This window comes from Actinomadura rayongensis (genome assembly GCF_009831215.1).
Lineage (GTDB): Bacteria > Actinomycetota > Actinomycetes > Streptosporangiales > Streptosporangiaceae > Spirillospora > Spirillospora rayongensis.
In genome coordinates this window covers 83,696-97,886 of record NZ_WUTW01000006.1, presented here as the reverse complement: position 1 = coordinate 97,886, position 14,191 = coordinate 83,696, and the positions used below count along the sequence as shown (strand labels likewise).

11 protein-coding genes are annotated in these 14,191 nt (G+C 74.4%); 3 read left to right on the top strand and 8 right to left on the bottom strand.

Annotated features, from left to right (window positions below):
* Positions 1–37: 37 nt before the first annotated feature.
* A complete protein-coding gene (gene pgi / locus GQ466_RS24220) occupies positions 38–1,714 on the bottom strand; it encodes a glucose-6-phosphate isomerase (RefSeq protein ID WP_161105330.1) in 1,677 nt (558 codons plus the stop codon).
* Positions 1,715–1,844: 130 nt separating this feature from the next.
* Here pgi and GQ466_RS24215 point away from each other — a divergent pair, with 130 nt between their 5' ends.
* Positions 1,845–2,876 carry a lactonase family protein gene (locus GQ466_RS24215; RefSeq protein ID WP_161105329.1) on the top strand — a complete coding sequence of 344 codons (1,032 nt, stop codon included), beginning with the start codon at positions 1,845–1,847 and terminating at the stop codon, positions 2,874–2,876.
* 53 nt (positions 2,877–2,929) lie between these two features.
* Complete coding sequence (locus GQ466_RS24210) at positions 2,930–4,303, top strand: NADP-dependent succinic semialdehyde dehydrogenase (RefSeq protein ID WP_161105328.1); 1,374 nt, start codon at positions 2,930–2,932, stop codon at positions 4,301–4,303.
* Between the two features lie 27 nt (positions 4,304–4,330).
* Here the strand turns inward: GQ466_RS24210 and trxA are convergent, their stop codons facing one another.
* From trxA to glpK, 4 genes are all read right to left on the bottom strand, one after another.
* Positions 4,331–4,687 carry a thioredoxin gene (trxA, locus tag GQ466_RS24205; RefSeq protein WP_161105327.1) on the bottom strand — a complete coding sequence of 119 codons (357 nt, stop codon included), beginning with the start codon at positions 4,685–4,687 and terminating at the stop codon, positions 4,331–4,333.
* A 98-nt stretch (positions 4,688–4,785) separates the two neighbouring features.
* Positions 4,786–5,781, bottom strand: coding sequence for an aldo/keto reductase (locus tag GQ466_RS24200; protein ID WP_161105326.1), 996 nt, complete (start codon positions 5,779–5,781; stop codon positions 4,786–4,788).
* A gap of 34 nt (positions 5,782–5,815) precedes the next feature.
* Entirely contained in the window at positions 5,816–6,958 is a 1,143-nt protein-coding gene (locus GQ466_RS24195; protein WP_161105325.1) for an esterase-like activity of phytase family protein, read from the bottom strand.
* Between the two features lie 137 nt (positions 6,959–7,095).
* A complete protein-coding gene (glpK, locus tag GQ466_RS24190) occupies positions 7,096–8,613 on the bottom strand; it encodes a glycerol kinase GlpK (RefSeq protein ID WP_161105324.1) in 1,518 nt (505 codons plus the stop codon).
* Positions 8,614–8,749: 136 nt separating this feature from the next.
* Between glpK and GQ466_RS24185 the strand changes: the two genes are divergently transcribed.
* The gene (locus GQ466_RS24185; protein WP_161105323.1) at positions 8,750–9,589 is read left to right on the top strand and encodes a siderophore-interacting protein; all 840 of its coding nucleotides are present in this window, start codon (positions 8,750–8,752) and stop codon (positions 9,587–9,589) included.
* Positions 9,590–9,614: 25 nt separating this feature from the next.
* Here GQ466_RS24185 and GQ466_RS24180 read toward each other — a convergent pair whose 3' ends face one another.
* From GQ466_RS24180 to GQ466_RS24170, 3 genes are all read right to left on the bottom strand, one after another.
* On the bottom strand, positions 9,615–10,973 hold the full coding sequence (locus tag GQ466_RS24180) for an ABC1 kinase family protein (RefSeq protein WP_237418322.1): 1,359 nt from the start codon (positions 10,971–10,973) through the stop codon (positions 9,615–9,617).
* 26 nt (positions 10,974–10,999) lie between these two features.
* Entirely contained in the window at positions 11,000–11,785 is a 786-nt protein-coding gene (locus tag GQ466_RS24175; RefSeq protein WP_161105322.1) for a phosphatase PAP2 family protein, read from the bottom strand.
* Between the two features lie 97 nt (positions 11,786–11,882).
* On the bottom strand, positions 11,883–14,057 hold the full coding sequence (locus tag GQ466_RS24170; RefSeq protein WP_161105321.1) for an MMPL family transporter: 2,175 nt from the start codon (positions 14,055–14,057) through the stop codon (positions 11,883–11,885).
* Positions 14,058–14,191 lie beyond the last annotated feature (134 nt).

Below are 14,191 nucleotides of genomic sequence, written 5' to 3'. Positions count from 1 at the left end.
GCCCGCGCCGCCGGCCCGGTACGCGCGTTCCCGCGTGTCAGACGGCGCGTCCCCGCAGAGCCCGGTAACGGCGCACGAGCGCGGCCGTGGACGGGTCGGGCAGGTCCGCCGGAGGCGCCTCGGACGTCAGCGCGGGCACGAGGTCGTTCGCCATGACCTTGCCGAGTTCGACGCCCCACTGGTCGAAGGAGTCGATCCCCCAGATCACGCCCTCCACGAACACGACGTGCTCGTACAGCGCGACGAGCTGCCCGAGGGTCGCGGGCGTCAGCTTCGGCGCGAGGATCGTGGTGGACGGCCGGTTCCCCGGCATGACCTTGTGCGGGACGATCGCGGCGGGCGTCCCCTCGGCGGCGATCTCGGCGGCGGTCTTCCCGAACGCCAGCGCGGACGTCTGCGCGAGCAGGTTCGCGGTGAGCAGGTCGTGCATCCCGGGGCCGCCGGCCGCCGCGTCCTCGAACGGCTCGGCGAACCCGATGAAGTCGGCCGGGACGAGCCGGGTCCCCTGGTGCAGGAGCTGGTAGAAGGCGTGCTGGCCGTTGGTGCCGGGCTCGCCCCAGAAGATCTCGCCGGTGGCCGCCGTGACGGGCGTGCCGTCCGCGCGGACGGACTTGCCGTTGGACTCCATCGTCAGCTGCTGGAGATAGGCGGGGAACCGCGCGAGCCGCTGGCTGTAGGGCAGGACGGCGCGGGTCTCGGCGCCGAAGAAGTCGTTGTACCAGACGCCGAGCAGGCCGAGCAGGACGGGCGCGTTGACCTCGAACGGGGCGGACCGGAAATGCCGGTCGATGGCGTGGAACCCGGCGAGCATCTCGCGGAACCGTTCGCCGCCGATCGCGATCATCAGGGAGAGGCCGATGGCGCCGTCGAAGGAGTAGCGTCCGCCGACCCAGTCCCAGAACCCGAACATGTTGCCGGTGTCGATGCCGAACTCGGCGACGCGGTCGGCGTTGGTGGACACCGCGACGAAGTGGCGCGCGACGGCCTTCTCGTCGCCGAGCCGACCGACGAGCCAGTCGCGGGCGACGCGGGCGTTGGTGAGGGTCTCCAGCGTCCCGAACGTCTTGGAGCTGACGACGAACAGCGTCCGCGCCGGGTCGGCCTCGGCGAGGACGCCCGTGATGTCGGCCGGGTCCACGTTGGAGACGAACCGCGCCGCGATCCGCTCGCCGGGCCGTCCGGGCAGGTCGGCGTAGTCGCGCAGCGCCTCGTAGGCCATCGCGGGGCCGAGGTCGGAGCCGCCGATGCCGATGTTGACGACCGTCGTGATCGTCTCGCCGGTGTGGCCGCGCCACTCCCCCGACCGGACGCGGTCGCTGAACGCGGCCATCCGGTCCAGGACGGCGTGGACGTCGCCCGCCACGTCCTGGCCGTCCACCGTCAGCGCCGACCCGGGCGGGAGCCGCAGCGCGGTGTGCAGGACGGCGCGGTCCTCGCTGACGTTGACGTGCGCGCCGGTGAACATCGCCTCGATGCGGTCGCGCAGCCCGGCGCGGTCGGCCAGCAGGGTCAGCAGCCGCAGCGTCTCGGCGGTGGCGCGGTGCTTGGAGAGGTCGAGCGCGAGGTCGCCCGCGGTGATCGTCATGGCCTCGGCCCGGCCCGGATCGGCGGCGAACAGCTCCCGCAGGCTCGTTCCGGCGATCTCGTCGTGGTGCGCGGCCAGGGCGGACCATTCCGCCGAGCCGGTGATGTCAGCCCCGGTGATGTCAGGCATCGTCCCCTCTTCTCTCGCCGTACCGGACGGGACCACGGGTCCTGCCCTCCCCCAGGTGATCATATTCGCGGCCCGCGCGGCGGGGTTTCCGTGCGGCGCGGCCGGGGACCGTAGGGGCGAGGGGGAACGCATGGACGCCGAATGGCTGTGGGCGGGCTGCTACACCGGGGACCGGGGCGACGGGGACGGCGTCTACCTGCTGCGCCGCCGGGGCGACGGCGCGCTGGAGGACCCCGTGCTGGTCGCGGGCGCGGAGAACCCGTCGTGGCTTGCGGTCCATCCGCGCCACACGGTGCTGTACGCGGTCGGCGAGAACGATCCGGGCGCGGTGTCGGTCTACGTCGAGGAGACCGACGGGCTGCTGCTGGCGGGCACCCGCGAGCTGCCCGCCGAGCCGTGCCATCTCGCCGTCGCGCCGGACGGGCGCACGCTGCTCGCCGCCTGCTACGGCGGCGGGGCCGTCGCCGCGATCCCCCTCGCCCCGGACGGCACGTTCGCCGGGGAGCCGGACGTCGCCGTCTGCTCGGGGTCGGGGCCGAAGACCGAGCGGCAGGACGGCGCGCACCCGCACGCCGTCGCGGTCGCGCCGGACGGGACCGTCCTCGCGACCGACCTCGGCGCCGACGTGCTGCGGGCGTTCCGCGCCGACGGCGGCCGGCTGCTGCCGGTGGGCGAGGCGCGGGTGCCCGCCGGGTACGGGCCGCGCCAGCTGGCCGTCCACCCGGCCGGGTACGTCTACGTGATCTGCGAGCTGGAGCCCCGGCTGCTGGTGCTGACGCCCCGCGCGTCCTACGCCGACCTCGCGGTGACGGCCGAGTCGCCCGCCACCGCCGCCGACCCGGGGACCGGCGCGCTCGGCGCGGGCCTCGCGCTCGGCGCCGACGGGACGTTCGCCTACACGACCACGCGCGGCCCGGACGTCCTCACCGCGCACCGCGTCGCCGACGGCGGCGCCGTCCTCGCGCCCGTGGCGGACGTGCCGACGGGCGGTTCCTGGCCCCGCCACCTCCACGTCGACGACCCGTGGGTCCACGTCGCCAACGAGCGCGGCGGCGGGGTGACGACGTTCCGGCTCGGCGCGGACGGCGTCCCGGTCCCCAAGGGCACGGCGGCGGCCGTCCCGACGCCCGTCTGCCTGGTCGGCGCGCCGGGTTTCTCCTAGCCCGCCCCGGGCAGGGCCTCCCCGTCGACCCAACGGACAGGGGGGAAGCGATCATGGCCATCGCCACCGCCGACCCGGCCACCGGGCACGTGGAGAAGACCTTCGACCCGATGTCGGAGCAGGAGATCGACCGGACGCTGGACCGCGCCGCGACCGCGTTCCGCACCTACCGGCGGACGTCGTTCGCCGACCGGGAGCGCTGGATGAACGCCGCCGCCGAGCTGCTGGACGCGCGGGCCGAGCACATCGCCGCGATCATGACGACGGAGATGGGCAAGACGCTCACGTCCGCCCGCGCCGAGGCGCACAAGTGCGCGGCGGCGCTGCGCTACTACGCCGCCCACGCCGAGGGCTTCCTCGCCGACCGGGAGGCCGACGCGCCCGCCGTGGGGGCGCGGCGCGCGTTCGTCCGGTACGAACCGCTCGGGCCCGTGCTGGCCGTCATGCCGTGGAACTTCCCGCTGTGGCAGGTGATCCGGTTCGCGGCGCCGTCACTGATGGCGGGCAACGTCGGGCTGCTCAAGCACGCGTCGAACGTGCCGCAGACGGCGCTGTTGCTGGAGGAGCTGTTCCTCGGCGCCGGGTTCCCCGAGGGCGTGTTCCAGACGCTGCTGGTGGAGTCGTCGGCCGTGGACCGGATCGTCCGCGACCCGCGCGTGCGCGCCGCGACGCTGACCGGCAGCGAGCGCGCGGGCCGGGCCGTCGCGAGCGCCGCCGCCGACGAGGTCAAGCCGACCGTGCTGGAACTCGGCGGCAGCGACCCGTTCATCGTCATGCCGTCGGCGGACGTCGAGCGCGCGGCCGGGGTCGCCGCCGTGTCCCGCTGCCTCAACAACGGGCAGAGCTGCATCTCGGCGAAGCGGTTCATCGTCGCCGAGGAGGTCGCGGACGAGTTCCAGGAGGCGTTCGTCGCGGAGATGTCGGCGCGGCGCGTCGGCGACCCGCGCGACCCGGAGACCGACGTCGGGCCGCTGGTGGACGAGAAGGCCCGCGCGGGCGTGGAGGCCCTGGTCGCCGACGCCGTGGAGCAGGGCGCGACCGTCCTGTGCGGCGGGGAGCGCCCGGACGGACCCGGCTGGTACTACCCGCCGACCGTCGTCGCGGACGTCACGCCGGACATGCGCATGTTCCACGAAGAGGTGTTCGCGCCCGTCGCGTCGCTGTTCCGCGTCGCGGACGCGGGCGCCGCCATCGACCTCGCCAACGCCACCGGCTTCGGCCTCGGCTCGAACGTGTGGACCGAGGACGCCGCCGAACGCGACCGGTTCGCCCGGGAGCTGGAGGCGGGCCAGGTGTTCGTCAACGGGATGACGACGTCCTACCCCGAGCTGCCGTTCGGCGGCGTGAAGCGGTCCGGGTACGGGCGGGAGCTGTCCGATCCGGGGATCCACGCGTTCTGCAACGCCAAGACCGTCTGGATCGGCTGACCGGATCGGCAGAGCCCCCGCCGCCGGTCAGCCCTGCTCGGCGATCTTCTGGCGGACCTCGTCCATGTCGAGGGCCTTGGCCTGCTCGATGAGGTCTTCGAGGGCCTGCTCGGGCAGCGCGCCCGGCTCGGCGTACAGGACGACCTTGTCGCGGACGATCAGCAGCGTCGGGATCGAGGTGATCTCGAACGCGGCGGACAGCTCCGGCTCGGCCTCGGTGTCGACCTTGGCGAACGTCACGTCCGGGTGCTTGTCGGAGACGCGGTCGTACACCGGCGCGAACGCCCGGCACGGGCCGCACCAGGACGCCCAGAAGTCGACGAGGACCATGCCGTCGTCCAGGGTCGCGTCGAAGGTGTCCCGGGTCAGCTCCACGGTGGCCATCACGGCCTCCTCTCGTCGGTGCGCGCGTCGGTGAGCGCTCACGGAATTCAACCGGCGCGGGCGGGACCGCATTCCACGGCCGTCCCGCCCGGCCGGGATCACCAGGCGAACGCCTCCGGCGCGGGGCCGGGGCCGGGGAAGATCTCGTCCAGCGCGGCGAGGAACTCCGGGGACAGCTCCAGGTCGACCGCGCGCACGCCCGACTCGAACTGCCCGATCGTGCGCGGCCCGACGATCGGCCCGGTCACGCCGGGACGCGACAGCAGCCACGCCAGCCCGACCTCGCCGGGGTCGTGCCCGTGGTCGGCGCACAGCGCCTCGTACCGCTCGACGCGGTCGAGGGTCGCCGGGTCGTCCAGGGCGTCCACGGCCCGTCCGGACGCCGACCGCCCCGCCGCGCCCTCGGCCCGCTTGCGCAGCACGCCGCCGAGGACGCCGCCGTGCAGCGGCGACCACGGGATGACGCCGAGCCCGTACTCCCGCGCCGCCGGGATCACCTCCATCTCCGCGCGCCGCTCGGCCAGGTTGTAGAGGCACTGCTCGCTGACCAGGCCGAGCGACCCGCGCCGCGCGGCGGTCTCGTTGGCGCGCGCGATGCCCCAGCCGGGGAAGTTGGACGATCCGGCGTACAGCACCTTGCCCTGCTGGACGAGGACGTCGATCGCCTGCCAGATCTCGTCCCACGGCGTCGTGCGGTCGATGTGGTGGAACTGGTACACGTCGATGCGGTCGGTGCCGAGCCGCTTCAGCGACGCCTCGGCGGCCCGGCGGATGTGCAGCGCCGACAGCCGTCCCTCGTTGGGCCACGGCGACTTCTCGTCGCCCATGTCGCCGTAGACCTTGGTCGCGAGGACGGTCTTGTCGCGGCGTCCGCCGCCCTGCGCGAACCAGGTCCCGATGATCTCCTCGGTGCGGCCCTTGTTCTCGCCCCAGCCGTACACGTTCGCGGTGTCGAAGAAGTTCACGCCCGCGTCGAGCGCCGCGTCCATGATCTTGTGGCTGTCCGCCTCGTGGGTCACGGGGCCGAAGTTCATGGTGCCGAGCACGAGCCGGCTGACCTTCAGCCCCGTGCGTCCCAGTCGTGTGTACTTCATGGGGGCCAGTCGATCACCTGGAGCGCTCTCCAGGTCAAGCGGGGCAGGCTCCGCGCAGCGCGAACCCGAGGAACTGGGTCACCTCGCCCTTGTCGAAGTTGTCGTCGCTTCCGGCGATCAGCGTGCACTCGCCGGTCGCCAGCCGCGGCCCCCACGCCAGCGACTCCAGGTTCTGCGCGGGCTTGCTGACGTTCGTCAGGTCCGCGACGAGGCGCTTGCTCACCGGCCGGTAGGGCGCGCGGTCGCGCAGCGAGGTCCGCGCGAGGACGTTGGACGCGCCGCGCACGTCGAACGCGTAGAGCTTCGTCCGGTAGCCGACGCCCTCGATCCAGGACCGCTCCAGCGCCAGATAGCGGTGCCCGTCGATCGGCAGGATCTCCGAGACGCCGCTGTCGCTCTGGCCGTCCGCCGGGACGGGACGGGCGGGCAGCCGGTCGATCGGGTAGGCGTACTGCGCGCGGACGCGGCCGGACCGGTCCCAGACGGTGAGCCGGGCGGACGCGCCGTGCTCGGGCGACGGCGGCGCGCCGTCCTCGTAGCGGGGGCCTTCCAGCATCGCGCTGATCGCGTGCTTTGTGACGGCCACGCCCTCGAACCCGGCGTTGCGGCGCGGCCCCTGCTCGGCCGCCGTGAGCCGCGCGTTCGCGGGCAGGGTCAGCGCCCCGGCGTAGCGGCCCCTGACGTCCGCGAACTGCACGGACGCGGGCGCGAGCGGGACGTCGTGCGTCGCGTCCGGGCGGTCGCCCTCGTTGCCCCACACCAGCCGCCGCGTCACCGGGTCGAACCGGATCGACTCGGGGTCCACCGAGCGCGGCTTGCCGAACCCCGGGTAGGGGCCGCCCTCGGGCTTGGCGAGCGTGTGGACGCCGGTCAGCGTGACCGCGCCGAGCCGGCCCGTCCGCCGGTCGATGGGGAACGTCGCGGTGTAGAACCGCGCGGGCTCGTAGCGCCACCGGTCGTCGGAGATCAGGTACCAGGTGCCGGTGCGCGGGTCGCGGTCGACGCCGGAGAATCCCCCGACCGTCGTGTTCCGGAACTTCGTCAGGTGCGGCAGCCGCCGTTCGCCGAGGAACCGCGTGATCCTGGGCGCCTGCGCCGCGTCCGCCCGCGGCGTCACCGCGGCCAGCCCCGCCGCGGACACCGCGACCGCCACGGCCGCCGCCGTCACTCGCCTCATGTCGACCCTCCGATCCAGTCCGTCCGGGCCACGCGGCCCGGCGCTCACGGAAGGTCATCATGTACTCACGCGTAGTACAAGCGGTTCCTGGCAACTCGTTCGGAGACCCGGTGTTTCCTCCGCTGTCAGGCGCCCGATCAGTCGTCCTCGACCCAGTTCAGCGTGCGTTCGACCGCCTTGCGCCAGCCCGCGTAGCCCCGCGCGCGGCGGTCCTCGTCCCAGGACGGCTCCCAGCGCCGGTCCTCGGCCCAGTTGCGGCGCAGCTCGTCGGTGCCGCGCCAGAACCCGGTCGCGAGCCCGGCGGCATAGGCGGCGCCGAGCGCGGTGGTCTCGGCGACGACCGGCCGCGAGACCGGGACGCCGAGCACGTCGGCCTGCGTCTGCATGCACAGCGCGTTGGCGGTGACGCCGCCGTCGACCTTGAGGACGTCCAGCGCCACGCCCGCGTCCGCGCGCATCGCCTCCACGACGTCGCGGGACTGGTAGCAGATCGCCTCCAGCGTCGCGCGGGCCAGGTGCGCGGACGTGTGGAACCGCGACAGCCCGACGATCGCGCCCCGCGCGTCGCTCCGCCAGTACGGCGCGAACAGCCCGGAGAACGCGGGGACGAAGTAGACGCCGCCGCTGTCGGGGACGGTCGCGGCCAGCGCCTCGCTCTGCGCCGCGCCGTCGATGACGCCGAGCTGGTCGCGCAGCCACTGCACGGCCGAGCCGGTGACGGCGATGGACCCCTCCAGCGCGTACACCGGGGGCTCGTCGCCGAACCGGTAGCAGACGGTCGTGACCATCCCCGCCTCGGACCGGACGGGCTCGGTGCCGGTGTTCAGCAGCAGGAAGTTGCCGGTGCCGTAGGTGTTCTTGGCCTCGCCGGGCGCGAAGCAGACCTGGCCGACCATCGCGGCCTGCTGGTCGCCGAGCGCGGCGGTGAGCGGCACCTCCCCGCCGAACGGGCCGTCCGGCCGGGTCGTGCCGTAGGGCTCGGCGGACGAGGACGGGCGGATCTCCGGCAGCATCGCGCGGGGCACGCCGAAGAAGGACAGCAGCTCGTCGTCCCAGTCGAGCGTCTCCAGGTCCATCAGCATGGTGCGGCTGGCGTTGGTGGCGTCGGTGACGTGGACGCCGCCGTCCGGGCCGCCGGTGAGGTTCCACAGCAGCCAGGAGTCGACCGTCCCGAACAGCGCGTCGCCGCGCTCGGCGGCGGCGCGGGCGCCGTCGGCGTTCTCCAGGATCCACTGGAGCTTTCCGGCGGCGAAGTACGTCGCGGGCGGGAGCCCGGCGCGCCGCCGGACGACGTCGCCGCGCCCGTCGCGCTCCAGCGCGGACACGATGCGGCGGGTGCGGGTGTCCTGCCAGACGATCGCGTTGCCGAAGGGCCGTCCGGTGCGGCGGTCCCAGACGATCGTGGTCTCGCGCTGGTTGGCGATGCCGACCGCGTCCAGGTCGGCGGCGGTGAGGCCCGCGCGGTCCAGCGCCCCCGCGACGACGTCGCCGGCGCGGTCGCGGATCTCGGCGGGATCGTGTTCGACCCGGCCGTCGCGGGGCAGGATCTGCTCGTGTTCGAGCTGGTGGCGGGCGACCTCCGCGCCGTTCCGGTCGAAGATCATGAATCGGGTGCTCGTCGTGCCCTGGTCGAGCGCTCCCACGAAGTCGGCCATGAGGGGGGCGGGCTCCTTCCCGGCGGCGGGTTCCGGGAGAACCTACCCCGGCGGCGGACGATCCGGGCGGTCGCCCCACCTCACCCCGACAGACAAGTTAGGCTTGCCTAACAAACATCTCTGCATCGGAGGACCCATGGCGACGGAGCGCAAAGGCCCGTCCGTGAGCACCGGCACGGTGCTGCGGACGCGGCGGCTCACCCCCCACATGATCCGGGTCGTCCTCGGCGGCCCCGGGCTCGCGGACTTCGGCGCGGGCGAGTTCACCGACCACTACGTCAAGCTCCTGTTCCCCCGGCCGGGCGTGCGGTACCCCGAGCCCTTCGACATGGCCGCCGTGCGCGCGGAGTACCCGCGCGACCAGTGGCCCGTGACGCGGACGTACACCGTCCGGTCCTACGACCGCGACGCGGGCGAGCTGACCCTCGACTTCGTGTACCACGGCGACACCGGCCTGGCCGGGCCGTGGGCCGCGGCGGCGCGGCCCGGCGACGAGATCGCGTTCCTCGGCCCCGGCGGCGCCTACGCCCCCGACCCGGGCGCGGACTGGCACCTGCTCGCGGGCGACGAGAGCGCGCTGCCCGCCATCGCGGCGGCGCTGGAGCGGATCGGCGACGGCGTGCCCGTCCGGGCGTTCGTCGAGGTGGCGGACGCGGCGGAGCGGCAGGACCTCAAGGTCCCCGGCGGCGCCGAGCTGACCTGGCTGGAGCGCGCCGGACGGCCGGTGGGCGAGGCCCTGGTGGCGGCCGTGCGGGCGCTGGAGTTCCCGGCCGGGACGGTCCACGCGTTCGTCCACGGCGAGGCCGGGTTCGTCCGGGACCTGCGGCGGTACCTGCGCGTCGAGCGCGGCATCCCGCTGGACCGGCTGTCGATCTCGGGCTACTGGCGGCTCGGCCGGGACGAGGACGGCTGGCAGTCGTCCAAGCGCGAGTGGAACCGGGAGGTCGAGGAGGACGAGGCCCGCGCCCTCGGCTGACCGCGCGGCCGGGCGGGCGGGGCGGTCAGGCCCCGGCCGCGTCCGGCTCGGCGGCCCCGTCGGCCGCGTCGTCGGCGAACCCGGGCAGCCAGCGCAGCGCCTCGGCCCGGAACGCGCCCTCGGCCTCCAGCTGGCACAGCACGCCGCCGCACGCGGCGAGGGCGCGGCTCACCGCCAGGTACTCCGGCGGCAGCCGCAGGTGCCGCGCGAGCCCGCCGGGCCGCAGGTCCCCGGCCATGCCGAGGCCCCGCGCGGTCTGCGCCCGCATCCAGGCGCGGGTGTAGCGGAACGTGTCGGTCGTGAACGGCTCGACGTGCGGGGCGACGAGTTCGGCGACGCGTCCGGCGTCCACGTCGGCCGCGGCGTCCAGGAACCCTTCGGCGCGCAGCGCGTCCGCCATGGCCTCGGGGTCGCCGAGCGTCCCGATGCGCAGCAGCCGCCCGATCGACCGCTGGAGGCGGGCCGGGACGCGGGCGGCGCCGCCGAAGTCCAGGACGCCGAGCCGCCCGTCGGGCATGAGCCGGAAGTTGCCCGGATGCGGGTCGATGTGGATGCGCTCGCAGCGCACGGGACCCGAGAGCAGGAAGCGGAACAGCAGCAGCCCGGCGCGGTCGCGCTCGGCCGGCGTCCCGTCGGCGATCACCCGGGCGAGCGGCGTGCCCTCGATCCACTCGGTGACGAGGACGTTCCCGGACTGGGCGACGACGGCGGGCACGAGGACGTCCGGGTCCCCCGCGTACGCGGCGTGGAACGCCTTCTGGGCGCGCGCCTCGTCCACGTAGTCGAGTTCCTTCTCCAGCCGCCGCCGCAGGTCGGCGATGACCGGTTTCATCTCGACGCCGGGGAACAGCGGCGCGGCGAACCGGCTGAGCCGGGCGAGCTGCTTGAAGTCGTTCATCAGCGCCTCGTCGGCGCCGGGGTACTGCACCTTGACGGCGACCTCGCGGCCGTCGTGCCAGACGGCGCGGTGGACCTGCCCGATCGACGCGGCGGCGGCCGGACGGTCGTCGAACCGTTCGAACAGGTTGCGCCAGCCCGGGCCCAGCCCTTCGGCGAGGACGCGGTGGGTGGTCTCGGCGGGCAGCGGCGGCGCGGCCTCCTGGAGCTTGGTGAGGCTCGCCCGGAACGGCTCGGCGACCTCCTCCGGCAGCCCCGCCTCGAAGATCGACAGGAGCTGGCCGACCTTCATCGCCCCGCCCTTCAGCTCCCCGAGCACGGTGAACAGCTGCTCGGCGGTGCGGCGCTGCATCTCGGCGGCGACGGCCTCGGCGGGACGGCCCACCGTCCGCTTGCCGAGCCCGACGGCGGTCCGCCCGGCGAACCCGAGCGGCAGCGTGGCGAGCTTGGCGGTCCGGGTGACCGCACGGCGGGGCATGTCGCTCATGAGACCGTCCTTACCTTCGGGTGGTACTACCCATACTCGCCGATGGCGGGCGCGTCCGCCTCCCTCGCGCGGCGGAAGGACGGCCGCAGCGCGACCAGGACGATGGCGAGCAGCGCCGAGACGACGATTCCGTCCATCCAGTAGTGGTTGGCGGTGCCGACGACGACGAGGACGGTCGCGACCGGGTGCAGGACCCACAGCCAGCGCCACCGGGTGCGGGCCGACACGATGAGGCCCATCGCGATGACGATGGCCCAGCCGATGTGCAGGGACGGCATCGCGGCGTACTGGTTGGCGATGCTGTGGGCCTGCGGCGCCCCGTACACCGCCGGCCCGAACCGCTGGCCCGTGTCGATCAGGCCCTCGATCCCGAGCATCCGGGGCGGGGCGAGCGGCATGCTGAGGTGCAGGACGAGCGCCAGCCCCGTCAGCCCGATGAGCACCCAGCGCACCCACCGGTAGTACGCGGGCCGCCGCAGGTACATCCAGAGCATGAACACCACGATCGCCGGGAAGTGGACGTAGGCGTAGTAGCAGTTCACGACGCGGATGACCGACTCGCTGTGCAGGAACAGCGCCTGGACGCGCTCCTCGCCCGGGAGATGCACCGTCCGCTCCAGGTCCCACACACGGTGGGCGTTGCGCATCGCCTCGCCGACGTGCCCGGACGCGAGCACCCGCCCGATCCGGTACACCGAGTACAGCGCGGCGATGAACAGCAGTTCCCACACCGGATGGGGCCGGACGGCGGCGCGGGCGCGGCGGGGCGCGGCGACGGGCGCGGGGGTTCCTGGCGGTGGCGCGACGGTCATGAGGCGGTCCTTCGGGGGGTGGAGTCCGCCGGGTCGTGCGCGGCGCGGCGGGGTGCGGATCCCGGGGGCCGTCCGCGCGGGACGGCCCCCGGATCCGTCAGGTGCCGACGGCGGCCGGTTCGCGGCCGGGGTCGGCGGCGAGCCGGTGCCGCAGCCGTTCGCCCTCGACGTCCACGTTGGGCAGAAGGCGGTCGAGCCACCGGGGCAGCCACCAGGCGGCGCGCCCGGCGAGGGCCATCGCGGCCGGGACGATCGTCATCCGGACGACGAACGCGTCGAACAGCACGCCCGCCGACAGCGCGAAGCCCATCAGCTTGATCATCGTCTCGTCCGAGGCGAGGAACCCGGCGAAGACGGCGATCATGATGACGGCGGCGGCCGTGACGACGCGGGCGCCGTGCCGGAACCCGACGGCGACCGCCTCGTGCGGCGACGCGCCGTGGACGTACTCCTCGCGCATCCGGGTGACGAGGAAGACCTGGTAGTCCATCGCGAGCCCGAACACGACGCCGATCATGAAGATCGGCATGAGGCTCATGATCGGGCCGGTCGTCTCGACGCCGAGGAGCCCGTCGAGCCAGCCCCACTGGAACACCGCCACGACGGCGCCGAACGTGGCGAGCACGGTGAGCAGGAACCCGGCGGTCGCCTTCAGCGGCACCATGATCGACCGGAACACCAGCAGGAGCAGCAGGAACGCCAGCCCGACGACGACCGCGAGATACGGCACGAGCGCGCCCGACATCTTGGCCGAGATGTCGATGTTCATGGCCGTCTGCCCGGTGACCATCGCGTCGGTCCCGGACGCGGCGGCCCGGTCCCGGATGGCGCCGACGAGCTTCTCGGTGCCGTCCTCGCTCGGCCCGCTGCGGGGCACGACGGTGAGCAGCGCGGTGTCCCGCGCGGTGTTGACGGCGGGCCGGGAGACGACCTTGACGTCCGGGAGCGTCCGCAGCTCGCCCGCGAACGCCTCCGCGCGGGCCTTGACGCCCGTGCCCTCGACGAGGACGAGCAGCGGCCCGTTGAAGCCGGGCCCGAACCCGTCGCTCAGCATGTCGTACGCCTTGCGCTGGGTGGTGGACGGCGCGGCGACCTCGTCCCCGGGCAGCCCGAGCCGCAGGTCCAGCGTCGGCACCGCGACGACGCCGAGCCCGAGGACGGCCAGCAGCAGCACCGGCAGGGGGCGGCGCAGCACGAACCGCGCCCACCGCTCCCCCGCCGGGGCGCGGCCGGGCCGGGGGCCGCCGCGCACGAGCCGCGAGCCCGCGCGGGCCACGCGCCGGCCGCCGAACCCGAGCAGGGCGGGCAGCAGGCTGAGCGCGATGAGGACGGCGACGACGACCGCGACGGCCGCGGCGAGCCCCATCTGGGTGAGGACGGGCAGCCCGACGACCGACAGCCCGGCGAGCGCGATGACGACGGTGAGGCCCGCGAACACGACGGCGGACCCGGCCGTCCCGACGGCGCGTCCGGCGGCCTCGGCGGGCTCGCGCCCCTCGGCGATCTCGTGCCGGTAGCGGGACACGATGAACAGCGAGTAGTCGATGGCGACGGCGAGGCCGAGCATCAGCGCGAGCGTCGAGGTGAACGAGCTCATGTCGAGGAAGCCGGTGGCGGCCGTGATCAGCGACATCGCGATCGCCACGCCGAGGATCGCGTTCAGCAGCGGCAGCCCGGCCGCGATCAGCGACCCGAACGTGATGAACAGGACGACGGCGGCGACGGCCACGCCGATGACCTCGGTGGCGCTCTGCTCGGGCGTCGCCTGCGTCGCGGTGCCGCGCGTCTCGACCGTCAGCCCGGTGGAGCGGGCCTGCGCGGCGACGGCGGTCAGCGCCTCCCTGGCCTGGTCGGTCACGTCGATCGGGACGACCTTGTAGGCCACCTCGGCGTGCGCCGTCCGGCCGTCGGGCGACACGGCCCTGGCGGCGTAGGGGTCGGCGACGGACGCGACCTGCGGGCTCGTGCGCAGCGCGGCGACCGCGCGCTCCACGGCGTCCCGGGCCGGGCCGGACGTCAGGGTGCCGCCGGGCCCGGCCGCGAACACCATGCTCGCGGTCGCGCCGTCGGCGTTGGCCTGCGGCATCTTGTCCTTGAGCAGGTCGATCGCGCGCTGGGACTCGGTGCCGGGGACGGAGAAGTCGTCGGAGGTCTGGCCGTGCAGGGTCGCGGCGCCCACCCCGCACAGGACGACCAGCGCCGCCCAGACGAGGGCGACGAGCCGCCGGCGGCGGAAGGAGAACCGGCCGAGCCGGTACAGGAAGGTGGCCAAGAGGGGGAGTCCCATCGTCGCCGGGACGCGGTCGGGCGTCCCGGAGGTCACGAGGATCGGGCGGTGGGGCGGTTCCCGGCGGTCAGGGGCCGGGCGCGCGCGGTCCTGCGTCCACGGTCGTGATCCTCACCGTA